Below are 23,823 nucleotides of genomic sequence, written 5' to 3'. Positions count from 1 at the left end.
GTCGTGCTCGCGGACCAGAGCGAGCGCGGTCTTGTGGGCGTGGTCGAGCCGCTGGCGGCGGACCCTGCCGTGCAGTTTGGCGACGTTCTCCGCGGCGCGCCGGTGGTTGGCGGTGCGCCTGTCCCGGCGCACACGGGGAAACCGGGCGAGGGCCCGCTGTGCTTCTTCGAGCCTGGCGGCGGCCCTGCGCCCGTGGCGCGGGTTGTCCACGAAGTTGCCGTTGGAGTCGGCGAGGAAGTTCGTGATCCCCATGTCGATGCCGACCACGGAGCCGATCACGGGAAGCGGCTCGGGCCGGGCCTGCTCGGCGGTCAGGATCACGTACCAGCGCTTGCCCTCACGCTTGAGCGACACCGTCTTGACCTTGCCGGCCACCGGCCGGTGCTGGTTGACCTTGACGTGTCCTACGCCCTGGAGACGGACGCGGGTGAGCGGGTCGTGCGGGGTGGAGTCCCAGCGGCAGCCGTCCCCGTCCTTCGGGAAGTCCACCGTGTCGAACCAGTTCACCCCTCGAAAGCGCGGGTAGCCGGGCGTCTCGCCGGACTTGACCCGGCGGAAGAACGCGGTGAACGCCTTGTCGAGACGACGGAGTGTCGACTGCTGGCTGGAGAACGACCAGCGGCCCTGACGCTCCGGGTCGAACGCCCGGATGTCCTTGAGCTGCGCGGACTGCATCCCGTACTTGATGCCCGTCTTCGACACGTGCCGGTACGCGTCACGGCGTTCCTGCAGTGCCCCGTTGTAGAGCGAGCAGTGATCGGCCAGTATCGCGGTCAACGCGGCGGCCTGGCCCACGGTGGGCCGCATGAGGAACTTGTACGCACGGATCACCCGGCCCACCTCCTTTCGGCTTGATTGCGCCGATCGTACTACGCTTGGTATATGTCACCACGCTGGGAACCAAACTCTGATATTCGCACCGGTCGCCACGTTGTCCATAACCTGCACGCGCACTTGGTGTTCGTGACAAAGTACCGGCGCGGAGTGTTCGACGACCAGATGCTCAAGCGCTGCGAGGAGATCATGCGCGAGGTCTGCGCCGGCTTCGAGACCGAGCTGCGCGAGTTCAACGGTGAGGCCGATCACGTGCACCTGCTGGTGCACTACCCGCCGAAGGTCGCCCTGTCGAAGCTGATCAACAGCTTGAAGGGCGTCAGCTCCCGATACCTGCGCGCCGAGCACACCGGCCGGATCAACCGGATCGGCATGGGATCGGTCCTCTGGTCACGCTCGTACTTCGCGGGCTCCTGCGGCGGCGCCCCGCTGACCGTGATCCGGCAGTACATCGAAGATCAGAAGCACCCCGTCTGACCGTCACTCCAGGGCGCAGAGAACTCCGGCGCCTCGCGCCTCCGTGCCAAGGATGCGTTTCCCTCCCCGGCTGAAGCCGGGGATACCCACGCAAGATCAGGGATGGATGCCCAGGCCGCCCCCGGCACCAGTGATCACGGCCACGCGGCTGTTCCGGTCATTCACCAAGTCCTCCTGACGTGCGGGCGCTTCGAACACTAGACGAGTCTTTCCGAATGCCTGCGGGCGCGAAGAGAGGGTGTCCATGACCGTTTGTGACGACGAATCTGGACACCCTCGTGACCGCACTCTACGTACAGATCGACGACGACTGGGCGGGTATCGCGCGGCTGCCGGGCAGGCCGCCGAAGCTCAGTCACTCGGAGCTGCTGTGCTTGGCGGTGATGCAGGCGATGCTCGGCTTCCACTGCGAGGCCCGCTGGCTGCGGCACGCTCGCCGGCACTACCGGCACCTGTTCCCCTTCATCCCGTAGGACGCGGGCCACAACAAGCGGCTGCGGGCCGCGCTGCCGCAGATCAAGCGGGTGAGACGGGTGCTCGCCAAGGGCACGGACTTCTGGCACGACACGGTGTGGATCACGGACTCGACGCCGGTGCCGTGCGGGATGTCCCGCCCCACGGTCAAACGCTCGGAGCTGGCGGGCTGGGCCAACTACGGCTACTGCGCGTCGCATTCGTGGTTCTTCTGGGGGCTGCGGCTGTACCTGGTCTGCACCCCTGCGGGGATGCCGATGCTGTGGGCGCTGGCGGATCCGAAGCTCGGCGAGCGCGAGGTGCTGGCCGCGATGCTGGAGGTCGACGCCGAGCCGGTGCGCGAGCGGTCGGGCCTGCTGCTGATCAGCGACAAGGGCTTCGCCTCGAAACCCTTCGAGCCGGTGTCCAGGCCGCGCGAGACACGCTGGTCGAGTTGGCCACCGCGGTGACGCACCACGGCTTCGACGATGTGAACACCCGCCTTGCCCCAGCCCTCGCCCAGGCGGCGAAGAACCTCGCAGAGCAGCGGCTCGCAGACGCCGACCTCTCGCCGGCGATGCTGGCCCGGGAGCTGAGCGTCTCGGTGCGTACTCTGCAGCGCGCGTTCGCGGCGGGCGGGGAGTCGGTGACCGCCTACATCCGGGAACGGCGCTTGGAGTCGGCCAGGCAGGCGCTGTCGGCGTCTCGGCTGGCCGTCTCGGAGATCGCCGCGCACTGGCAGTTCGCCGACAGCAGCCACTTCAGCCGCGCTTTCAAGCAGCGCTATGGCCTCACACCCACCGAGTACGCCCGGCAGCGAGGGCCGCGCCGAGAACCGGTACGCCGACGCCGATCAGCGCAGTGAAGGCAGCGAGGCGCGTGAGGATGCCGGTGAGAGCCCAGGAAGTGCCGGATCGGACAGCGTCGCTCACCGCCCGCTCGATGTCGAACAGGTCGACGTGCTCCGGACGCGGCGCGCGCCGGCGGACGCACTTCTGGCACCGCACGTCCATCGAAGGCGGGGTCCGCCAGGTGGCCCCTGCCGGCATCTTCCCGCAGCAGGCGAGCGAAGATCAGTCGCGGCACAATGCGCCGCCTCTCGGACGATCGCTTTGATCGGCGTCGAGAGGCTCGATGATGCGCGCGCCGATGTCGCCGAGTGCGAGAACGCCAAGCCCGTCGAGGGGCCTGCCAGGAGGGGTGACCTCAGCCGGCGAACCGCCCGACCGGGCCCGTGGCCGGTCCTGTGGTGGACCAAGCACACCGGTTCGCTGACGTGCAGCTGCACCTGCCACGCCAGAATCTGGTTGACATGTAAACCATGAGAGTGTCAAGGTTTACATGTCAACTAGATCGGCGGAGGTGGTGCGGGTGACCAAGCGGACTGCGGAGCAGAGCGTCCGGCGTCCGGCGTCCGGCGTCCGGCGTCCGGCGTCCGGCGTCCGGCGTCCGGCGTCCGGCGAACAGGATCCCCTCCCCCGTCTGCGCGCGAACTGCTGCCGGCGATGACGACACGCGGGGCCCGATCGGCAGAGAACTCGCGCAGGTCGCCCGGGACAGACGTCCCGCCCGGTCGTCACGAACCACGCGCCACCACACCCCGACACAACGAAAGCGTTGAACACGATGGATGTTTCGCAAATCGAGTTCGGTATCGACAGCTTCGGAGACCGGCCCCGAGACGACCAGGGCGTGATCGTCTCGCACGCGCAGGCGATCCGCGCCGCGGTGGCCGAAGCGGTCCTCGCCGACCAGGTCGGTATCGACGTTGTTGCGTTGGGCGAGCACCACCGACCCGAGTACGCGATCTCCAGCCCTGAGACAGTACTGGCCGGCATCGCGACAGCCACGAAGCGCATCCGGCTCGCCTCGGGCGTGACAGTGCTGTCCTCGGACGACCCGGTGCGGGTGTTCCAGCGGTTCGCCACGGTCGATGCGCTCTCCAACGGTCGCGCCGAGGTGATCCTCGGACGCGGTTCCTTCACCGAGTCGTTCCCCCTGTTCGGGTACGACCTCAAGGACTACGAGGTGCTGTTCGAGGAGAAGATCGACCTTTTCCACCGGCTCCTGGACGAGAAGCCGGTCACCTGGGAAGGCACCACGCGCGCCGCCCTGCACAAGGCGGACGTGTACCCGAAGACGGATTCGGGACGTCTCAACACCTGGGTAGGGGTCGGCGGGACACCGCAGTCCGTGCTCCGCACCGCTCAGTATGGCTTCCGGCTCATGCTGGCCATCATCGGCGGCGCCCCCGACCGGTTCGCTCCCTACGTGGATCTGTACCAGCGTGCCAGCGAGGAGTTCGGCACGACCGCACAGCCGGTCGGGACGCATTCGCCCGGCTTCGTCGCCTCCACTGACGAAGAGGCCAAGGAGCTCTTCTACCCTGGGTACAAGGAGATCCGCGACCGGATCGGGGGGCAGCGCGGCTGGCCGCCGCTCCGCCGGGAGGACTTCGACGCCGAGGTGGACCGCGGCTCACTGTATGTCGGCTCGGTGGAGACGGTCGCGGCCAAGATCGCCCATGCCATCCGGGTACTGAACGCGGGCCGGTTCGACATGATTTACTCCGCCGCCGGCACCGTTTCTGCCTCCGCACGTCTACGTTCGGTCGAGCTGTACGGCACCCAAGTCATCCCTCGGGTCCGCGAGCTTCTGGCCGAGGAGTCCGTGGCCACGGCGGGAGCCACGCGATGATTAACCCTGTCACCACTATCGGGATCCTGGGAGCCGGGAAAGTCGGCACCGTCCTGGCGCGCCTGGCGGTCGCCGCCGGCTATCGAGTCCTGATCTCAGGGTCCGGTGACCCCTCCAAGATCGCGCTTACCGCCAAGATCCTCACCCCTGGAGCGACCGCCGTGTGGCCGGCCCAGGCCGCGGATGCCGCCGACGTGGTGGTCCTGGCTCTCCCGCTCGGCAAACACCGCGACCTCCCCGTTGCGGAGCTGGAGGGAAAGCTGGTCATCGACGCGATGAACCACTGGTGGGAGGTCGATGGTCCCCGCGAGGCGATCCTCCCGCCTGACACCTCTTCCAGCGAAGTCGTTCAGCGGTTCCTGACAGGCGCACGTGTCGTGAAAGCCTTCAACCACATGGGCTACCACGACCTCGAGGGCGAGGCTCGTCCCGCCGGCGGCCTCGGACGCAAGGCCATCGCGCTCGCCGGTGACTCGCCCGAGGATCTCGCTGTGGTGTCCGCACTGATCGACACTCTCGGATTCGACCCCGTCACCATCGGCGACCTCGCAGCGGGCATCCGGCTCGAGCCGGGAACCCCCGCCTTCGGAGCCGATGTCGACGCCGACCAGCTTCGCGTGCTCACCGCCACCCCTGCTCCGACAAGACTTTTTGAGCACTCGTAACAGAGAAACAGAAGCACCTCGGCCGGACCGGAGGACTGTGGCCACGCCGTGACGCTCTCTGAAGAAGGACAGTCAGATGACTCAAGGGTTCACTGACAACACAAGAAAAGGCACTCGCAGACAGCATTCGCGAAGACGTCACCGTCGTGCCGTTGTGCCCGATGTTCGCTCGCCATCTGCGTCACGCGCGCCGCGCCTGGCGAAACGTGGGGTCATCTCCCTGGCTACATCGCAATGTGACGCCGTGAAGTGCCGCCAGGGGCAGCCTGACACAAGGGCGGACGCAACGCGGTTCTCACAGCGTGAAGATTGCAATTATGCATGGAGGACGAATGCGGCCCATCATTCCCGACTATTTGGCCGAGGTGCTGAAAGATGTGGAGTCGGACACGTCCGGAGAGCTGGCGGGATACATTCCTGAGCTCGCAGCAGCGGACCCCGAGCGCCTCGGAGCGGCCTTTGCCATGATCGGCGGAGAGGTCTATGGTGCCGGCGACATCGATATCGAGTTCACCATCCAATCGATCTCCAAGCCGTTCGCATATGCGTTGGCCCTGTCTGATCGCGGATTCGACTCTGTGCTCGCCAAAGTCGGTGTCGAGCCGTCCGGAGAGGCGTTCAACGAGATCTCCCTCGAAAGCGACACCGGGCGCCCTCTCAATCCCATGATCAACGCCGGCGCGATCACCGTGCACTCACTGACCGGCGCGGAGGACCTGAATCCGGCGGAGCGTGTGGAACGAGTGCTCCACGGCCTCTCGGCGTTCGCCGGTCGTCGGCTGAGGATGGATGAGGCGGTATGTGCGTCAGAGATGGAGAACGCGCACCGCAACCTCGCCATCGCGCACATGCTCCGCAGTCACGACGTCCTCACCGAGGATCCCAGGCCCGTCGTGGACGGCTACACCCGCCAGTGTTCCGTGCTCGTCACCACGCGAGATCTGGCCATGATGGCCGCGACGTTGACCAACCGCGGGATAAACCCTCTCTCGGGTGAGCAGGTGGTTCCGGAAGCGGTGGCACGTCAGGTGCTGAGCGTCATGTTCAGCTGTGGAATGTATGACGCCGCTGGTGACTGGGCGACCCAGGTCGGTATTCCGGCGAAGAGCGGGGTGGCCGGGGGCCTGATCGGCGCGCTCCCCGGGCAGATCGGAATTGCCACGTTCTCACCACGACTGGACAGGCACGGGAACAGCGTTCGCGGAGTGTCACTCTTCGAACGGTTCTCTTCAGACATGGGCCTGCATGTGATGGAGGTCCCCGCCGCCGCGCGTGCCGTCGTGCGGTCCCACCATGTCGTCGGCAGCGGACCGAACGCGCTCCGGGTCCTGCAACTGCAAGGTGGCATCGGCTTTGCCGGAGCCGAGAGAGTTGTTCAGGAAGCCATGGACATTTCGCCTTCGGACATCAGGGTGGCTTTGGACCTGACAAGGGTCTATTCGATCGACGACGTGGCACGGCGCGTGCTGCTGGAGGTCGCGCGCCGGCTGACGCTGAATGGTCACGAGGTCTACCTCGTCGACCCAGAATCGATCATGCCCGATCCCGATCCCGGCGATGGTGGCCGAGTCACACTCGTGGACAACATGAACCACGCTGACCTAAACGCCGCGATCGCGGGAGGAGGTCAGGGCGGTTGAAAGCGCATGGTGGAATTCGCTTCCCGCCGCAGGCCGATGCGGAACGGCGAGACCTCTGACCCGCCTCCGAGCACACGGTTTCCACATACAGATATGGGTCGGCGTTCGTTTCGTCGGCCAGAAGGGAAAGAAGTCATGGGTTACATCACCGTCGGCACGGAGAACAGTACGCCGGTCGAGCTCTACTACGAGGATCAGGGTTCTGGGCAGCCGGTCGTCCTGATCCACGGCTACCCACTGAACGGGCACAGTTGGGAGCGTCAGACGCGCGAGTTGTTGGCCCAGGGCTATCGGGTCATCACCTATGACCGTCGTGGCTTCGGCCAGTCGTCGAAGGTGAACTCCGGTTACGACTACGACACCTTCGCCGCTGACCTGAACACGGTCCTTGAGACCCTCAACCTGCAGGACGTCGTCCTTGTCGGTTTCTCGATGGGCACCGGGGAACTCGCCCGCTACGTGAGTCGCTACGGTCATGAGCGTGTCGCGAAGCTCGCCTTCCTCGCCTCGCTCGAGCCGTTTCTCGTCGCCCGCGACGACAACCCCGACGGGGTGCCGCAGGAGGTCTTCGACGGCATCGCCGCGACTGCAAAGGCGGATCGGTACGCCTGGTACAAGCAGTTCTACGCGGACTTCTACAACCTCGACGAGAACCTCGGCACGCGTATCAGCGAGGAGGTCGTGACCGGTAGCTGGAACGTCGCGATCCGCAGCGCTCCGGTGGCCGCGTACGCCGTGGTGCCGGCATGGATCGAGGACTTCCGCGCCGACGTCGAGGCGGTCCGCGCGAGTGGCAAGCCCGCACTGATCCTGCACGGTACGAAGGACAACATCCTCCCGATCGACGCCACCGGGCGCCGCTTCCACAAGGCGCTCCCCGAGGCCGACTACGTCGAGGTCGAGGGAGCGCCGCACGGCCTGCTCTGGACCCACGCCGACGAGGTCAACACCGCGCTGCGCGACTTCCTCGCGAAGTGACGGTGGATGACCGGCTGTTCCCCTGAGGCTTCTCATGACGCGGAACCGCGTCATCGCCGTCGACGAGGGGCGTATGTGGCGCCGAACTGATGTTGAGGCGCCACATATGCCCCTCGGGGTCCATCAACGCAACGGATGCCTGATCTTCGACCGTCACGGCACCCACGCGTCGACACGCTGTCCGGCGGCACCCACCACACCAGTGCCCGGCACCTGCCACTGCTGGACGCGCTGACCTCCCTCAGGGGCCTGCTCCGGCCTGCACAACCTCTGCCTCCGAGCCCCCCGAACGACAGACCGGTACCCCCTCCCCAGGGGGCGATCCCCGGCGCCCCCGCCTACTAAGTGGATACATCAACTATATTGAGTCTTCCGATAGTCATATGAAACAGGCGTACAGCCTGAGGGGAGAAGTCCGGGATGCGGAATCTGACCGTGGCTCAGCAGATGGTGGACATTCTGCGCCAGGCGGGCGTGGAGCGGATCTATGGCGTGGTGGGTGACAGCCTGAACTCGGTGGTCGACGCGGTGCGCCGTACCGACGGCATCGAGTGGGTGCACGTACGGAACGAGGAGGCCGCCGCCTTCGCCGCCGCTGCGGAGGCGCAGCTGACCGGCAGGCTCACGGTGTGTGCCGGAAGCTGCGGACCCGGAAACACACACCTGATCCAGGGACTGTACGACGCGCACCGCTCCGGCGCGCCCGTGCTGGCACTCGCCTCGCACATCCCGTCCCACCAGATCGGCACCGGATTCTTCCAGGAGACCCATCCGGAAAGGCTGTTCACCGACTGCAGCGACTACTGCGAGATGATCAGCACCCCGGAGCAGATGCCCCGGATTCTGCGGATCGCCATGCAGCGGGCTCTTGGCCACAGCGCGGTGTCGGTCCTGGTGATACCGGGCGATGTCGCGCACGACGAGGCGGCTCACCCGACGGGAAGCAGCGACCTGGTCACCGAGCGTGGCCGGATCGTCGCTCCGGACACACAGGTTCGGGCGCTGGCCGAGAAGCTGAACGCGGCACGGAAGGTGATGCTGTTCTGCGGTGCGGGAGTGCGGGACGCGCACGCCGAGGTCATGGCGCTCGCCGAGAAGACCGCCGCCCCCCTCGGGCACTCCCTGCGGGGCAAGGAGTGGATCCAGTTCGACAACCCGTACGACGTAGGCATGAGCGGTCTGCTGGGCTACGGTGCCTGCTTCGACGCGATGCACGAGGCCGACCTGGTCGTCCTGCTCGGCACCGATTTCCCGTACAACGACTTCCTGCCGCAGGCGCGGACCGTACAGATCGACCACGATGCGGGCCGCCTCGGCCGTCGCACTGTGCTGGAACTCGGGGTCCACGGCGATGTCCGGGAGACGCTGCGGGCTGTGCTGCCGCTGGTCGGGGCGAAGGAGGACCGTGCCTATCTGGACCGGATGCTGCGCAAGCATGCCAGGTCGCTGGAGAAGGTGGTCTCGGCCTACACCCACGACGTCGAGCGGCACACCCCGATCCACCCTGAGTACGTGGCCTCGGTTCTGGACGATCTCGCCGCCGACGACGCGGTGTTCACCGTGGACACCGGCATGTCCAACGTGTGGGCGGCGCGTTATCTGACCCCCAATGGACGGCGCCGGGTGATCGGTTCGTTCCTGCACGGCACGATGGCCAACGCGCTGCCGCACGCCATCGGCGCGCAGTTCGCTTACCCCGGCCGCCAGGTGATCTCGATGTCCGGCGACGGTGGACTGGGCATGCTGATGGGCGAGCTGCTCACGGTGAAGCTGCACGATCTGCCGGTGAAGACGATCGTCTTCAACAACTCCTCCCTGGGCATGGTGAAGTTGGAGATGCTGGTCGAGGGGCTGCCTGAGCACGAGACCGACCACGAGCCGGTGGACTACGCGGCGATCGCCCGCAGCGCGGGCATCGAGGCGATCCGCATCGAGCGCCCCGGGGATGTCATCGATGGGCTCAAGCGGGCGCTGGCCCATGACGGACCGTTCCTGGTCGACCTGGTGACCGACCCCAACGCGCTGTCGATCCCGCCGCACATCTCGGCCGCCCAGGTCAAGGGATTCGCCTTCGCCGCGGGCCGGACAGTGCTCGATGGCGGCGTCGGCAAGATGCTCGACCTGGCCCGCGCCAACCTGCGGAACATCCACCGCCCCTGAGATGGTCGCCGCACTCATCGAGGTCCGGTTTCACGACCCCAGCGACCTGACGAAGGCCGGCGTAATCACCGTGGCCCGGCTCTCCGTGGGCCACCCAGCTCCTCACGAACGCCACATCGAGACACCCCCGGCACCGACTTGTCGGTGACACACCGGCCCCTCCCGCCGTCTGGTGCGGACGTACTCCCAGGTGGGAGGGACGCCGGTGGTCACCTGCTCTCGCAACGATGACGCCGGACGCATCAGCACTGAGCGACTCAACCAGAAAACGGTCGTCACACCTGACGGGACCTCATATCGACGGCCCGACGCCTGCGCGCCACCGATCACCCCCTGCGCGGGGTCCACGGAGGGGAATCACCACCCATGAGCGAGGAAACGCCGGCCCCTGATCTCGGTCACGGTCCGATCCGGAGAATCGTCGATCGTCTGAGCGCACATCATGAACGGGCGAAGCAGCAGCATCAGGAAGCGGACATAGCCGATTCGATCGCCGGCGCCGCTTTCGACCTGGGGGTCGACATCGCACGCCCAGTCGCTCTGCCGCACGAACTCGTCGGCTTCGACACTGAAAGTGATCTCGGAATCGTCAAGCAGCCACCGGAGTGGCGCGCACAGGAAGGCGGCTCAGGGCACCGGACGAGCAAGGGTCTGCCGGGTGCCGCAATTGCAGCATCCTCCCTTCGGCACCGATCGTGCTGAAGGGAGGATGCTGTGATGCGGACTCAACCGGCTGGATCACGAACTACCGGCCGGAGTATGGACGACAGCCAGTACCCGACACGGATCAGCGCCGGGGCAGCGGCGATGTCATGCCTCGTTACCGGTGGGCGTGTTCAGGAGCTGCATCTCCCAGGTGAAGGCCACACCGCTGGCACCGCCGTGCTGCGCCTGGACCTCGGCGGCGCCCGGCACGGTCTTCTCGCGGGCCCAGTCGCGCTGCCACTCACCCAGCACGGCCATCCAGGTGATCGGGGTGATGCCCGCCTGGATCATGCGCTGCACCGCCATGTCGTGGGCCTCCTTCGAGACACCGCCCGACGCGTCGGTGACGACGTAGACCTCGAAGCCCTCGCCCGCCGCCTGTATCGCCGGCATGGCCACACAGATCTCCGTCCAGAGGCCGGCGATGATCAGCTTCTTGCGTCCCGTCGCCTTGACGGCGTTCACGACACGCTCGTCCTGCCAGGTGTTGATGAAGGTCCTGTTGATCGGCTTCTGCTCCGGGAACACATCCTGCAAGCCCTGGAGAAGAAGGCCGCCGCGCTCCTCCAGGACGGTGGTCAGAATGGTCGGAACGTCGAACACCTTGGCGGCCTTGGCGAGCCCGACGGCGTTGTTGATGACCATCGTCGGTTCGTGGCTGTGCAGGTTGGCGACCTGGAACGGCTGGTGGTCGATGAGGGCGAGCACGCTCTCCTCGGGCGTCAGCAGCGCGCCGAGTCCGGCCTTGTTCTCAGTACCCACGAGATTCCCCTTCTGGAACGTTGCGTCCGCGGATCTCCGGCAGTGCACCGACCTCTCGGTACCCCGAAGTGAGCAGATTCGGGTTGGCCGGGCCGGCGACCTCACACCATTTGGTTGACGCGTCATCGACACTAGATGTCGGTCAGTGATGCGTCAACTAGCAATGTTCTGGGGCGTCCAGGCGAACCGGTCAGGCATGGTCGTGCGCAACTGGGGTGACTTTGTTACGAGCTGGTGCGTGACAGCGGGTCAGGTGTCGGTGCTGGTGGACGGCATGGTTCCTTTGAGGCGATCACAGTCCGGCCGCAGGGTCGGCGCCCGCCACCAGCTCGTCTTCGTCGACCGCTCCACCCCTCACGACGTCGGCAGACGTGTCCGCGCCGGCGCTTTTCCGCCGGTCAAGCCTCCGGGCGGTTTCTGCCGGGAGGGACGGGAGGCTTGACCGGCTGACGGAACTGTCGGCAGCCCGGTCGCCAGGCTCGCCGGATCGCATCGCGGCTACGGGATCGGCCCGTCGTAGTCCATCCAGAAGTCGATGGCGTCCGACCGCGGCCGGGGTGCCAGCGCGCTGCCTTCACCAAACTCCATGACCTGCTCGGGTGCTCGCTCCACCGTGGGCCAGACCGGCAGGCCCGATCCGTTCGGGTCGCCCGTACGCACGAAATTGACCCAGTACGCGCTCATCTGGTCGCGCAACCGGTAGTCGAATCGCCCCGGGTTCGGTAGAGACCTCAGATTGTGGTTGTGACCTGGGGTTTCGTGGTTGTCAGGTAGTAGTTGGTCTCGTACTCGACGGGTGGGGCGTGGCCTGTCTCACCGTGGAGTCGGCGGTGGCGGTACCAGTCGATCCACTCGGCGGTGGCCGGCTCGACCTGGGAGAGTGTCTTCCAGGGCCGCTGCGGCTTGATCAATTCGGTTTTGAACAGGCCGATCGTGTTCTCCATCAGGGCGTTGTCGTATGCATCGCCGACGCAGCCGATCGAGGCCGCGATGCCAGCCGCGTCCAGGTGTTCGGCCGGCCTGAAACTGGTGTACTGCCCGCATCGCTGTGGTGTATCAACTCACCCCGAACGTGGGGGTGTTCATCGCGGTCGCGCTGCCACAGCGCCATCTCCAGAGCGTCCAGGACGAGTCGGGCCTTCTTCGACGTCGCGGCGGACCAGCCGACGATGCGGCGGGAGAAGGTGTCCACGACGAAGGCTACGTAGACCACCCCGGCCCAGGTCGCCACGTGCGTGAAATCCGCGACCCAGCAGCGGTTCGGTGCGGTGGCGACGAAGTCGCGGTCCACCCGGTCCGGTGCCCGCTCGGTTTGCTGGTCCGGGATCGTGGTGATGACCTTCTTGCCGCGGACGGCGCCGGCGATGCCCAGCTCGCGCATCAGCCGTTCGACGGTGCAGCGGGCCACCGCATGCCCCTGCCGGTTCAGCTCCCGCCAGATCTTCCGGGCCCCGTAGACACGGTAGTTGTCGGTGTGGACCTGCCGGATCAGCTCCTTGAGTTCCGCGTCCCGCACGGTACGGGCGGACGGGGCGGCCAGGCGTTTCTTGTGGGCGTAATAGGTGGAAGGGGCGATCTTGCAGTCGTGCTCGGTGAGTTTCCTGCAGATCGGCTCGACCCCGCCGAAGCGGTCCCGGTGCTCGTCGATGAACGCTACGAGCGTGTGTGTGGCCGATCGAACTCGGCCGCGAAGAAACTCGCCGCGGCCTTCAGGATCTCGTTGGCCCGCTTCAGTTCGGCGTTCTCCTTCTTCAACGCCTTGAGCTGGGCGGACTCCTCCGTCGTCGTCCCCGGACGCGTCCCCGCGTCGATCTCGTGCTGCTTCACCCAGTTCCGCAGCGTCTCGCGGGAGCCGATGCCGAGCTTGTCCGTGACCGCCGGCAAAGCGGCCGTCTCGTTCGGGTAATCGTCGCGCACCTCGGCGACCATGCGCACCGCACGGCGGCGGAGCTCAAGGGGGTAACGGGAAGGTCGTGCCATGACTCGATCCTTTCATGAAATCGAGCCTCCATTCGAGCCGGAGCGCTTCACTGAAAGACTCATCTGCCCAGCTCAGAGACGGTATTGGGCACGTCACCGCAGGTCAGCGTCACCAGGTAGACAACTTCAGCTTGAACTCTGCCTGGACGAGTGCGGAGTGGCACATCCACAAATCCGTCGTCATGGCCACGAGGAGTTCCAGGCGGGTTGGCCTCGAACAGCATGAGCGGCTTCAGCCGGTTGCGACCTCACATCAGCAGGACACCGCAACCGGCCAAGCCCCCGCAGCCGAACCACCAAGTCGGTCCAGGACGCGACTCACGGGACGATGAACGAACTCAGAACCAGATCACCGGCCGGCCACCGTCGCCTGAGGCGCCACCGGGGTGGCCTCGCGGCGCCCGTCGGTGCTGAGCGCGTGCAGGATCTCCTCCACGCTCTGTTTGGCGTCGCCGAAGAGCATGCTGCTGTTCTCGCGGAAGAAGAGCGGGTTCTGCACGCCCGCGTAGCCGGAGGCCATGGACCGCTTGAAGACGATGACCTGCTCGGCCTCCCAGACCCGCAGCACCGGCATGCCGGCGATCGGGCTGGCCGGGTCCTCGGTTGCGGCCGGGTTGACGGTGTCGTTCGCGCCGATGACCAGCACGATGGAGGTGTCGGCGAAGTCGTCGTTGATTTCGTCCATCTCCAGGACGATGTCGTAGGGCACCTTGGCCTCGGCCAGCAGCACGTTCATGTGCCCGGGCAGGCGCCCGGCGACGGGGTGGACGCCGAAGCGGACCGTAACGCCCCGTTCGCGCAGTTTCCGCGTCAGCTCGGCGACCGGGTGCTGGGCCTGGGCGACGGCCATGCCGTAACCGGGGGTGATGATCACCGAGCGGGCCCGGGCGAGCATCCCGGCCGCCTCCGCGGCGCGCACCTCGCGGTGCTCGCCCTGCTCCTCCTCGCGACCGGCCGGTGCCTCAATGCCGAAGCCGCCCGCGATGACGGAGAGGAAGGAGCGGTTCATCGCCTTGCACATGATGTAGGACAGGTAGGCGCCGGAGGAGCCGACCAGCGCGCCCGTGACGATGAGCAGGTTGTTGTCGAGCAGGAAGCCGGCCGCTGCCGCCGCCCAGCCCGAGTAGCTGTTCAGCATGGAGACGACGACGGGCATGTCGCCGCCGCCGATCGAGGCGACCAGGTGCCAGCCCAGGGCCAGTGCGAGCACGGTCACCGCGATCATCAGCGGCAGGTTCGGGCTGATCGTGAACCAGGCCGTCAGTACGACGAAGGCGCCGAGCGCACCGATGTTCAGCGCGTTCTTGCCCGGCAGCATCAGCGGACGGGAGTTGATCCGCGCCGAGAGCTTCAGGAACGCGACGATCGAGCCGGTGAAGGTGATCGCGCCGATGAAGATGCCGATGAACACCTCGGCGTGGTGGACGCCCAGCAGGTCGGCGCCGATGCGGGTCTGTGCCGTGCCGTGCGACTCCACCTCCAGGTAGCTGTTCCAGCCCACCAGCACCGCGGCGAGGCCGACGAAGCTGTGCAGCACCGCGATCAGTTCGGGCATCTGCGTCATCTCGACGCGGCGGGCCCGCCACAGGCCGATCACCGCGCCAAGCGCCGTCGCGAGCACGATCAGCGCGACCACGCGGGCGGTAGTGCTCTGCGCCGCCACCACGACCGTGGCGACCAGCGCGAGGGCCATGCCGGCGATGCCGTAGACGACGCCGGCGCGTGAGGTGCGGTGCTGGGACAGGCCGGCCAGGCTGAGGATGAACAACAGGGCGGCGACCAGGTCGGCCGCGTGGGAGGCCGTCATGGAGGTCATCTCGGCTCAGCCTTTCGAGAACATAGACAGCATGCGGCGGGTGACGGCGAAACCTCCGAAGATGTTGACGCTCGTCAGCAGGATCGCCGCGAAGGACAGCGTGGTGACGATCCGGCTCTCGTGTCCGATCTGCAGCAGGGCGCCGATCACGACGATGCCGGAGATCGCGTTGGTCACCGACATCAGCGGCGTGTGCAGGGCGTGGTGCACCTTGCCGATGACGTAGTAGCCGATCACCACCGCCAGCGCGAACACCGTGAAGTTCTCAGCGAGTTGCGCGGGGGCGAAGGCCACCAGCAGGAACATCGCGAGCATGCCGAGCCCGATCAGGCCGAAGCGTCTCGCAGGCGTCAGCGTCGGCTGCCTGGGCTCCGGCGCGGCGGGCGCGGCCGCGGGCTGCGCGGCGGGCGCGGCGGAGACCGCGACGGGTGGCGGCGGCCAGGTGACCTCGCCGCGGCGCACCACGGTCACGGCCCGCTGCACGACGTCGTCGAAGTCGATCGCCAGCCGCCCGTCCTTGCCGGGCGTGAGCAGCTTGATCAGGTTCACCAGGTTGGTGCCGAACAGCTGCGAGGCCTGGGCGGGCAGCCGGGAGGCGAGGTCGGTGTAGCCGATGATGGTGACGCCGTTGTCGGTGACCACCGCGCGCCCCGGCACGGTGCCCGCGACGTTGCCGCCCATCGCGGCGGCCATGTCGACGATGACACTGCCCGGCTTCATGACGGCCACGTCCTTCGCCGTCAGCAGGCGCGGCGCCGGCCGGCCCGGGATCAGCGCGGTGGTGATCACGATGTCCACGTCCTTGGCCTGCTCGTGGTAGAGCTCGGCGGCGGCGCGATCGTAGTCGGCGGAGGTCGCCTTGGCGTAGCCGTCGGTGCTCGCCTCCTGAGCGACGTTCACCGGGAGGTACTCGCCGCCCAGCGACTTCACCTGGTCCGCGGCCTCCGGGCGCGGGTCGGTGGCGCGTACGATCGCGCCGAGGCTGGACGCGGCGCCGATCGCCGCGAGACCGGCTACACCGGCGCCGGCCACCAGGACCTTGGCCGGCGGCACCTTGCCCGCCGCGGTGACCTGGCCGGTGAAGAACCGTCCGAAGACGTGCGCGGCCTCGATGACCGCCCGGTAGCCGACGATGTTCGCCATCGAGGACAGCACGTCCATCGACTGTGCGCGCGAGATGCGCGGCACCGCGTCCAGCGCCAGGGCGGTCACGCCGGCGTCGGCGAGCGCCTGAAGCAGCTCGGGCTTCTGCGCCGGGGCCAGCAGGGCGGCCACGGTCGCGCCCTTGCGCAGCCGGGTGATCTCCGCGTCGGAGGGGGCGTTCACCTTCAGGACGAAATCCGCGTCCCAGGCCTCGCCGATCCCCGCGCCGGCATCGACGTACGCCTGGTCGACGAAGCCGGAAGCCTCACCGGCCCCGGACTCGACGACAACCTCGTAGCCGAGGCCCAGCAGCTGACGCGCCGTCGCCGGAGTCGCCGCGACACGCGTCTCCCTGGAAACGGACTCGGCCACAACGCCGATGCGCTGAGGTGGGTGGTGTGTAGGTTTTTGAGCAGACATCTCTCGTGTTCTCTCCTCAAAGGAGGCTTGGACAAGGGATCCGCGATGGGCGGCGTCTATCGGGCTCGTTCCCCGTGGACGCAGACTGTGGGAACCTACCCGCCAAAGTCGCCCGGGCCGACGGGGAACGGCCGTGGTGTGTTTCACTTTGCGGTCGCCACACCGCTCCCGTCCGCAGCGCATTTGACGCAGTGAGGTCTGTGCAACGTGAAGTTCGCAGGTCACGGGTCTGGTGTGAGGGGCGGGCGGGATACTCATGCTGGTCGTCGGCGGGTGTCCACGGTGAAGATCGTCTGACATGCCGGCCGGAGTCGTTGTCGGGTTCTGCTGCGTCGAGGACCGTGCCGCTCTTACTATCCGTCACCGGTCGGTACAGGGGGATGTCGCGGGGAGGGCGTGGGCATGCAGGAGCTGGAGCGGATCACGGCTCGCCGGAGTGAACTGGACACGCTGGCCGAGGAGTTGGCCAAGCAGCTGCAGGAGGTCCAGGCCGAGCGGGAGGAGCTGCTGATCGCCGAGCGGGTCCTGAACCGGCCGGCCGAGCAGGACCGGGCCGCGGCGGAGGCCGCCGCGACCGCCCGCCCCGACTCCCGTCCGGGTGGCGGGGCGGGCGGTCCTGCCGAGCCCGCACCGCAGCGAGAATCCCGACGAGGCCGCGCTGCCCGCTGACTACCGCAAGATCCTGGCGATCGTGCGGGCCGCCGACGGCCCCGTCCAGGTAAGGGCGGTGGGCGAGGAACTGGGCCTTCAGGTGACGGTGCGCGGCAAGCTGGAACCGCTGCGCGCGAAGACGACCAAGCTCGCCGACCTCGGCTGGCTGCGCAAGCGAGGCGACGGGCGGTTCACCGCACGCTCCTGGAATAGGAGCGTGCGGTGAACCTGGAACGCTTCAGATGCCACCCACCGTGTGGTGCCTGCTCAGATCTGGTTCGCGCCACCGTCGACGTAGATGTTCGCGCCGACGACGTAGCTGCTCTGTTCCGAGGCCAGGAAGGCCACGACTGCGGCGGCCTCCTCAGGCTGACCCATGCGGCCCTTGGCCACGGTCGCGGCGACATTCTCCTTGACGGCCCGGGCGGTCTCCTCGTCGCCGAAAGCGGCGGTGCCCCCGGGAGTCTCGATCCACGCCGGCGAGAGCACGTTGACCCGGATGCCACGGCCCTTGAGCTCGTTGGACCACGTCCGCGCCAAGGACCGGACGGCCGCCTTCGACGCCGCGTACGCGCCGAACGCCTCTACTCCACGGTCGCCGGCCGTCGAACCGACCAGGACGATCGAGGCTCCGTCGTTGAGCAGCGGCAACGCCTTCTGCACGGTGAACAGTGTGCCTCGGACGTTGACCCCGAAGGTCTGGTCGAAGTGCTCCTCGGTGGTCTGTTCCAGCGTCACGAACGCAGCGACCGCCGCGTTCGCCACGAGCACGTCCAAACCCTTGCCTCGCGCCCGGACCGCCTCGTAGAGCCGGTCCAGGTCCTCCGGCTTCGAGATGTCGCCGACGACCGCGGTGGCCCGGTCTGCTCCGATGGTCTTGACGGCGGCCTCCAGTTCGGACTCGCGTCGGCCGGTGACGAACACGTACGCGCCCTCGTCCGCCAGCCGTACGGCGGTGGCCAGACCGATACCGGTGCTGCCCCCGGTGACCACCGACGTCTTGCCTTCCAGCTGTCCCATGTGGGTGTCTCCATCACTCTCTCGATGCCGATCCGTTGACATCGATACTGCGGGAGACCGGGGATACTATCCATGATGCAGAGTCCGGCGTTCTTTACGTATCGTCCAGGAGGTGTCGTCGGTGCTCGGATTTCGCGATCCAGTGGCTGATGCGATCGGCCTGCTCCGGCCCCGCACGGTGGTCGGGCCCAATCTCCGGGCCGCGGGAGAGTGGGCTTTGCGCTTCGACACGTTCTTGCACGTGCGGGTCGGGGGCCTCGTGCGCGGCACGTGCTGGTTGATCCTCGAAGGGCACGAGCCGGTGCTCCTGCAGGAGGGTGACACCTTCATGCTGGGCAACCCGCCGCCTTACGTGCTGGCCAGCACGCTCGACGCAAGCCCGCGCCCTGCGGAGCCGGTGTGGGCGGGTGCCGAAGACGGGTTCGTGCGGATCGGCCCGGAGTCCGAGGAGGACCTCTACCTCTGCGTCGGGCACATCGCGTTCGACGACAGGAACGCGGCCCTCCTGACCGATCTTCTGCCGCCGCTCGTGATCGTCCGCGTGGCCGATCCTCACGGCAGGCGGCTCGCGCAGCTGATCGATCTCCTGGCCACCGAGGTCGGGGGCGCCGCCGCCGGCGGCCCGCTGGTGCAGAACCACCTCGCACAGATCCTGCTCGTGTACATGCTGCGTGCTCACGCCGGTCAGACAGACCGGCCCACCGGCTGGATGGGCGCCCTGAACGAGGACGGCATCGGTGCCGCCCTGCGTGCCGTGCACGCGGACGTGGCCCACTCCTGGAGCCTCAAGGAGCTCGCCGAGATCAGCCACATGTCGCGTTCCGCGTTCGCCCGGGCCTTCAAGAGCCACGTCAGGGTCCCTCCGTTGGAGTACCTGATCCAATGGCGCATGAGCCTCGCGCGCGACGCCCTCGCCCGCGACACTCTGTCGATCTCCGAGCTCGCACGGGCCACGGGCTACCTGTCCGAGAGCGCGTTCAGCACCGCGTTCCGCCGTGTGGTCGGCTCATCGCCCGCACAGTTCCGGAAACAGGCACGGCAGCCACCGCGCTCGGCCGCGAACGGAAGCTGAAGGAGGCGTCCTGTGCTCAGCTTGACTCTGTCGGGGACCTTGGAGTTTCGCGGCGCGACAGCATGATCAACGGGCATGCTCGGGTGGTTCCGATAACCGATGCAGCCGTCGAGGTGCCCGCTGTCCCTCCGTCCCCGTTCCGGTGAGCAAGTCCCACCTCTGACCGCGCAGATCGCGCGGGCGAGCAACCCGGATGGCACGACGGCGATATGGGTGCGCGACCGGCTCGATGGGCTGTGGCGCGACGAGGACTTCGCCGACTGGTACCCGCGCGACGGGCGCCCCGGCCTCCCGCCCGCCCAGCCGGCCACCGTCTGCGTGCTGCAGTTCCTGCTGAACCTGTCGGACCGGCAGGCCACCGAGGCGGTCCACTGCCGCATCGACTCCAAGTACGCCCTGGCCATAGAGCTGGACGACCCCGGCCTCCACCACAGCGTGCCGGCCGACTTCCGTGACCGTCTCACCGAGGGCGACCGCGCCGACCGCCTCCTCGACCTCGCGCCGGCCCGTCTCAAGGAGGCCGGGCTGGTGCGTGAGCGCACCACACAGCGCACCGACTCCACCCACGTCCTGGCCGCGGTCCGCGACCTGACCCGCCTGGAGCTGATCACCGAGACGGTCCGCGCGGCGCTGGAAGAAGTCGCCGGCACCGCCGGGCACCTGCTGGACGATCTGGTCGATGTCAATCCCCTCGGACTGTGGAGATCTTCCGAGCGGCCGGCTCCAAGGTGGAGTTGGCGCGATGGTCGTACTCGTAGTCGGTCGGACTCCGGTATCCACACACGCTGTGTAGTCGGTGCGTGTGGTAGAAGCCGGTGATCCAGGTCGCGATCCGCAGTCGGGCCTCGGTGCGGGTGGCGAACGTGTGCCGGTGGACGTACTCGACCTCGAGCACGCTGTTGAACGCCTCGCTGACGGCGTTGCCGAAACACGACCCGACACGGCCCATGGCCTGCGTGACGCCCAGGCGCCGGCGGGCGCGGCGGAAGCGCCGGGAGTGGTATTCGCTGCCGCGGTCGCTGTGGAAGATCACGCCGCTGACGTCGCCGCACCACACCTGGTCCGGAGCGTCCGCGGTGAAGTCCCGCCGCACGAAGTCCGGGGCTGCGGGGCGCTTGCCGGGCCGGGTCAGCCCGCGCCGTCGGCGGATCTTCCGTCCGGCCCGGCCGAGTTCGGCCATCAGCCGGGCCACGGTGTTCACCGAGACGCGCCGGCCCTGGCGGACCAGGACGAGCCAGACCTTCGGAGATCCGTAGGTGCCGCCGGAGTCCTCGAAGACCTGCCGTATCGCGTCAACCGGCTGCCCCGCCGGACCTGCCGGGCAGTGGTGGGCTTGTCACGCCACTTGTAGAACCAGGACTCCGACACCCTCAGAACCCGGCAGGCCAGACGGTGCGGGACCTTGTGCCCGGTCCTCTGGTTACCGATGAACGCGGCCACGGCGGCCGGGTCCGTCTCGGTCACTTCACCCAGAGGACCATGCATCGCTTGAGGACATCACGCTCCATCTCCAGCTCGCGTATCCGCTTGTTCTTCTCGCTCATCTCCCGCCGCGGCCGCCCCAGCTCGGCGCGCTCTGCCTCGCGCATCCGCCCGCCCGGCGCGGGCTCGGCCGGCCGGTCGGACGACGCCGACCCGTTGCGCCGCCACCGCGACACCCAGCTGTGCAGCGTTCCGGAGTGGACACCGAGCTCCTCGGCGACCTCCGGGATCGGCCTGCCCGTCTCGATCACGATGCGTACAGCACCCTCGCGAAACTCAGGCGTGTACGTCCGTTGCTTGGACCCCATGAACCCCAACTTCCCCTGCAATCAAGGACTCCACGCTACGAGGGGAAGGACGCCCGCCTGTTCACCGGCCCGCGTGGCGGACGCATCTCCACCGCCGTCCTGCGCGACGCCACGCACTGGGACGACGTGGTCACCAAGCTCGGCTACGAGCACCTGCGCCGCCACGACCTCCGGCACACCGGACTGACCTGGTTCGCCGACGCCGGAGTCCAAGTACACGTCCTGCGCAGGATCGCCGGCCACGGATCACTGACCACCACCCAGCGCTACCTGCACCCGGACGTACACAAGATCACCGCCGTCGGGGCGGCGCTCTCCGCCCATCTCAGCGTGCTGCGCGCACCGCGCTCGCTGCCGAAACCGATCGTCATGACACGCTGAGGCCGGTCAAGCACGCCGGTCCCCAACTGGTCTCCGACAATGATCAAGGGCCGGTTTCGGATTGCTCCGAAACCGGCCCTGATCTGCGACTCTCACGAGTCGGGACGACAGGATTTGAACCTGCGACCCCTTGACCCCCAGTCAAGTGCGCTACCAAGCTGCGCCACGTCCCGATGCGTTCCGCGCGGCGTACCGCGTGATCACGCAGGTCAACCCTACCGCATACGGAAGGCGGTCCAGGGACGGAGGGCGCGGGGGCCTATGGCCGCGGCTCGGGCGGCGTGATTCCCGGCCCGGCCGCACTCTCCGTCGGCTCGCGCCGCACCTTTGATGTCACCGGCACTCCCCGTTCTCCGCGCCCGGCGGCCGTAGCGGCACGCCGTCGGTGTCGACCGGTGGGGTGCCGTGCGTGTGGAAGGACGCGATGGTGCGCAGTCCCCACGCCTGGCCCTTGGCCCGCTCGGCCTCCGTCCAGGTGATCAGCGGCCAGTCGGGCGCGAGCACCAGGCGGGTGAGGGGGTTGCACAACTCGACGCGGTTGCCGCCCGGTTCGTAGACGTAGAGGAAGAACGTCTGCTGGATCGCGTGCTTGTGGGGCCCCTTCTCGATGAACACCCCGGTGTCGACGGCGAGGTCGGCGGCGCGCAGGATGTCCTCGCGGGTGTCGGTGGCGAAGGCGACGTGGTGCAGCCGCCCGTTCGAACCTGTCCAGTCCTCGGTGTGGACGACGTCGTACGACTTGTGCGTGTACGTCAGCCGGCGGGCCGTGATCCGGCCGTTGTCGAGCCGGACCTGTTCGGTGGGGCGTGCCCCGAGGACCCGCTGCTGGAACTCCGCGTCGGCGAGGACGTCGGCGGCGAGGAAGTTGACGTGGTCGAGCCGCCGGACGCCCACGCCCCGGCCGGCGTTTGGCCTGCGGCTGGTTCTTCAGCGCGGGTTTCAGGTCGTCGGGGGCGCGGTAGTGCTCGCTCTCCCAGTACAGGGCGTGTTCGTGGCCGTCCGGATCGGTCGTGACGTACAGATTGCCGAGGCCCGGTTCGTCCTCGGTCCAGCGGCCGGAGCCGCCCGCCTCCTCGATCGCCCGGACCCGGCGGTGCAGGGCCTGTTCGCCGGAGGTCCGCAGGGCGAGCCGGCCGAGGCCGGGCCGCTCGCGTGCGGTGAGCACCAGGCTGTGCCGTTCGTAGTCGTCGAAGGTGCGCAGCCGGACCGTGTCGCCGTCCTGGCCGTTGACCGTGAGGCCCGGTCAGTCGGTGAAGAAGGCGACGCCGGCGTCCAGGTCCGGGGTGAAGAGCTGTACGTGTCCGAGGTGGGCGATGTCGCCGAGCGGCGGGGCCATCAAGGACCTCCAAGGGCAAGGGCTTGGACGGGGACTCGGGGACGTCCGGTCAGCCACGCAGGGCCTCGATCACGCTGGTGAGGTGGGCGCGCACGGCCGCCTCGGGGTCCCTGGCCCTGATCGCTTCGATCATGGCCAGATGCTCGACCAGGGAGTGCTGCGAGCGTCCCGGCCTGAGTGCCGACTGGAATCGGTGGCGGACCAGTTGGCCGTTGATGCGGTCCAGCAGGGCCACAGCCGTCCGCTGACCGGAGAATTCCTGGATACGGGTGTGGAGTTCCTGGTTGAGCTGGGAGTAGGTGAGGGGGTCGCCGTCGGCCACGGCCTTGGTCATCACCGTGCCCAGTTCGGTGAGCCGGTCCAGTTGCGCGTCGTCGGCCGTGGCGGCGGTCTTGGCGGCGCACAGTCCTTCGAGCGCCATCCGGCATTCGGTGATGGCGACCGCTTCCTCCACGGTCACCACCCGTACCCGTGAGTCGCGGTTGCGGATCCGCTCGACCAGGCCCTGGGCCTCCAGGTCGATGAGCGCGGCCCGGATGCCGGCCCGGGTCACCCCGGACTGCTCGGCGAGCTCGTTCTCCACCAGCCGCTGGGCCGGCGCCATGTCACCGCGCAGGATCGCTTGTCGCAGCTGCGCGAAGGCATGCCGCTTGGCCTGCTCTCCGGTGCTCGGGCGGCCTTGGTCGGGCATCGTCGCTCTCCCCCTGAGCGGGTGCCTGGTGACCCTGAGCCTGTCCAAACATAATAGTCAACAATTTCGTTCGCTCCATTGCGGACAAGTACTGCCCACCCGGCCCGCTCCTTGACACCCTCACCCGTGCACACTCAAGGTTTGTCTGGACA

At 67.7% G+C, this 23,823-nt stretch carries 22 protein-coding genes, 1 tRNA gene and 4 pseudogenes; 15 read left to right on the top strand and 12 right to left on the bottom strand.

The window, feature by feature from the left end:
- A partial coding sequence (locus tag ACFYQA_RS29290) for an RNA-guided endonuclease InsQ/TnpB family protein (protein WP_388923999.1) occupies positions 1-831 on the bottom strand: 831 nt, incomplete at its 3' end.
- A gap of 51 nt (positions 832-882) precedes the next feature.
- Between ACFYQA_RS29290 and tnpA the strand changes: the two genes are divergently transcribed.
- From tnpA to ACFYQA_RS29240, 10 genes are all read left to right on the top strand, one after another.
- A complete protein-coding gene (tnpA, locus tag ACFYQA_RS29285) occupies positions 883-1,311 on the top strand; it encodes an IS200/IS605 family transposase (protein ID WP_388923996.1) in 429 nt (142 codons plus the stop codon).
- 278 nt (positions 1,312-1,589) lie between these two features.
- Positions 1,590-1,784 (top strand): hypothetical protein, encoded by a 195-nt coding sequence (locus ACFYQA_RS29280; protein WP_388923993.1) that lies wholly within the window; start codon positions 1,590-1,592, stop codon positions 1,782-1,784.
- 51 nt (positions 1,785-1,835) lie between these two features.
- On the top strand, positions 1,836-2,234 hold the full coding sequence (locus ACFYQA_RS29275; protein ID WP_388923990.1) for a hypothetical protein: 399 nt from the start codon (positions 1,836-1,838) through the stop codon (positions 2,232-2,234).
- Positions 2,219-2,629 carry a helix-turn-helix transcriptional regulator gene (locus ACFYQA_RS29270; protein ID WP_388923987.1) on the top strand — a complete coding sequence of 137 codons (411 nt, stop codon included), beginning with the start codon at positions 2,219-2,221 and terminating at the stop codon, positions 2,627-2,629. The genes ACFYQA_RS29275 and ACFYQA_RS29270 overlap by 16 nt, the downstream gene beginning before the upstream one ends.
- A gap of 761 nt (positions 2,630-3,390) precedes the next feature.
- The gene (locus ACFYQA_RS29265; RefSeq protein WP_388923984.1) at positions 3,391-4,461 is read left to right on the top strand and encodes an LLM class flavin-dependent oxidoreductase; all 1,071 of its coding nucleotides are present in this window, start codon (positions 3,391-3,393) and stop codon (positions 4,459-4,461) included.
- Positions 4,458-5,126, top strand: a complete 669-nt coding sequence (locus ACFYQA_RS29260; RefSeq protein ID WP_388923981.1) for an NADPH-dependent F420 reductase — start codon at positions 4,458-4,460, stop codon at positions 5,124-5,126. Before ACFYQA_RS29265 ends, ACFYQA_RS29260 begins: the two co-directional genes overlap by 4 nt.
- A 332-nt stretch (positions 5,127-5,458) precedes the next feature.
- Positions 5,459-6,766 carry a glutaminase gene (locus tag ACFYQA_RS29255; protein WP_388923978.1) on the top strand — a complete coding sequence of 436 codons (1,308 nt, stop codon included), beginning with the start codon at positions 5,459-5,461 and terminating at the stop codon, positions 6,764-6,766.
- A 135-nt stretch (positions 6,767-6,901) separates the two neighbouring features.
- Positions 6,902-7,744 (top strand): alpha/beta fold hydrolase, encoded by an 843-nt coding sequence (locus ACFYQA_RS29250; RefSeq protein ID WP_388923975.1) that lies wholly within the window; start codon positions 6,902-6,904, stop codon positions 7,742-7,744.
- Between the two features lie 420 nt (positions 7,745-8,164).
- Positions 8,165-9,904, top strand: coding sequence for a pyruvate dehydrogenase (locus ACFYQA_RS29245; RefSeq protein WP_388923972.1), 1,740 nt, complete (start codon positions 8,165-8,167; stop codon positions 9,902-9,904).
- A 366-nt stretch (positions 9,905-10,270) separates the two neighbouring features.
- A complete protein-coding gene (locus tag ACFYQA_RS29240) occupies positions 10,271-10,606 on the top strand; it encodes a hypothetical protein (RefSeq protein WP_388923969.1) in 336 nt (111 codons plus the stop codon).
- Between the two features lie 108 nt (positions 10,607-10,714).
- Here ACFYQA_RS29240 and ACFYQA_RS29235 read toward each other — a convergent pair whose 3' ends face one another.
- The 5 genes and pseudogenes from ACFYQA_RS29235 to ACFYQA_RS29215 form a co-directional block, all read right to left on the bottom strand.
- A complete protein-coding gene (locus ACFYQA_RS29235; RefSeq protein WP_388923965.1) occupies positions 10,715-11,371 on the bottom strand; it encodes a hydrolase in 657 nt (218 codons plus the stop codon).
- 498 nt (positions 11,372-11,869) lie between these two features.
- Entirely contained in the window at positions 11,870-12,067 is a 198-nt protein-coding gene (locus ACFYQA_RS29230) for a carboxylesterase family protein (RefSeq protein ID WP_388923962.1), read from the bottom strand.
- A gap of 35 nt (positions 12,068-12,102) precedes the next feature.
- Positions 12,103-13,351: pseudogene (locus tag ACFYQA_RS29225) on the bottom strand (IS3 family transposase).
- 349 nt (positions 13,352-13,700) lie between these two features.
- Positions 13,701-15,167, bottom strand: a complete 1,467-nt coding sequence (gene pntB, locus ACFYQA_RS29220) for a Re/Si-specific NAD(P)(+) transhydrogenase subunit beta (RefSeq protein WP_388923959.1) — start codon at positions 15,165-15,167, stop codon at positions 13,701-13,703.
- Positions 15,168-15,173: 6 nt separating this feature from the next.
- Positions 15,174-16,730, bottom strand: a complete 1,557-nt coding sequence (locus ACFYQA_RS29215) for a Re/Si-specific NAD(P)(+) transhydrogenase subunit alpha (protein WP_388923956.1) — start codon at positions 16,728-16,730, stop codon at positions 15,174-15,176.
- 402 nt (positions 16,731-17,132) lie between these two features.
- Between ACFYQA_RS29215 and ACFYQA_RS29210 the strand changes: the two genes are divergently transcribed.
- Both ACFYQA_RS29210 and ACFYQA_RS29205 read left to right on the top strand, forming a co-directional pair.
- Entirely contained in the window at positions 17,133-17,399 is a 267-nt protein-coding gene (locus ACFYQA_RS29210) for a hypothetical protein (RefSeq protein ID WP_388923954.1), read from the top strand.
- Positions 17,329-17,607, top strand: a complete 279-nt coding sequence (locus ACFYQA_RS29205) for a hypothetical protein (protein ID WP_388923952.1) — start codon at positions 17,329-17,331, stop codon at positions 17,605-17,607. The genes ACFYQA_RS29210 and ACFYQA_RS29205 overlap by 71 nt, the downstream gene beginning before the upstream one ends.
- Before the next feature lie 41 nt (positions 17,608-17,648).
- On the opposite strand, the gene ACFYQA_RS29200 is transcribed toward ACFYQA_RS29205, so the two are convergent.
- Positions 17,649-18,401, bottom strand: coding sequence for an SDR family NAD(P)-dependent oxidoreductase (locus ACFYQA_RS29200; RefSeq protein ID WP_388923951.1), 753 nt, complete (start codon positions 18,399-18,401; stop codon positions 17,649-17,651).
- Between the two features lie 112 nt (positions 18,402-18,513).
- Between ACFYQA_RS29200 and ACFYQA_RS29195 the strand changes: the two genes are divergently transcribed.
- Together ACFYQA_RS29195 and ACFYQA_RS29190 are read left to right on the top strand one after the other, a co-directional pair.
- On the top strand, positions 18,514-19,473 hold the full coding sequence (locus tag ACFYQA_RS29195; protein ID WP_388923949.1) for an AraC family transcriptional regulator: 960 nt from the start codon (positions 18,514-18,516) through the stop codon (positions 19,471-19,473).
- A gap of 99 nt (positions 19,474-19,572) precedes the next feature.
- On the top strand, positions 19,573-20,292 hold the full coding sequence (locus ACFYQA_RS29190; RefSeq protein ID WP_388923946.1) for a transposase: 720 nt from the start codon (positions 19,573-19,575) through the stop codon (positions 20,290-20,292).
- A gap of 4 nt (positions 20,293-20,296) precedes the next feature.
- Here the strand turns inward: ACFYQA_RS29190 and ACFYQA_RS29185 are convergent.
- Positions 20,297-20,761, bottom strand: a pseudogene (locus tag ACFYQA_RS29185) (IS3 family transposase); the annotation flags it as partial.
- Between the two features lie 172 nt (positions 20,762-20,933).
- Positions 20,934-21,206, bottom strand: a complete 273-nt coding sequence (locus ACFYQA_RS29180) for a transposase (protein WP_388923943.1) — start codon at positions 21,204-21,206, stop codon at positions 20,934-20,936.
- A 105-nt stretch (positions 21,207-21,311) separates the two neighbouring features.
- Here ACFYQA_RS29180 and ACFYQA_RS29175 point away from each other — a divergent pair.
- Positions 21,312-21,644: pseudogene (locus ACFYQA_RS29175) on the top strand (tyrosine-type recombinase/integrase); the annotation flags it as partial.
- A 99-nt stretch (positions 21,645-21,743) separates the two neighbouring features.
- Here ACFYQA_RS29175 and ACFYQA_RS29170 read toward each other — a convergent pair.
- From ACFYQA_RS29170 to ACFYQA_RS29160, 3 genes and pseudogenes are all read right to left on the bottom strand, one after another.
- Positions 21,744-21,817 (bottom strand) — tRNA-Pro (locus ACFYQA_RS29170).
- A 160-nt stretch (positions 21,818-21,977) separates the two neighbouring features.
- Positions 21,978-22,980 (bottom strand): annotated as a pseudogene (locus tag ACFYQA_RS29165) (VOC family protein).
- A gap of 49 nt (positions 22,981-23,029) precedes the next feature.
- Positions 23,030-23,671: a GntR family transcriptional regulator gene (locus ACFYQA_RS29160; RefSeq protein WP_388923940.1), complete on the bottom strand. Its 642-nt coding sequence runs from the start codon at positions 23,669-23,671 to the stop codon at positions 23,030-23,032.
- Between the last annotated feature and the right edge of the window lie 152 nt (positions 23,672-23,823).

Source organism: Streptomyces sp. NPDC005774 (assembly GCF_042871645.1).
Classification (GTDB): domain Bacteria; phylum Actinomycetota; class Actinomycetes; order Streptomycetales; family Streptomycetaceae; genus Streptomyces; species Streptomyces pratens.
This window is presented reverse-complemented; position numbering and strand designations above follow the sequence as displayed.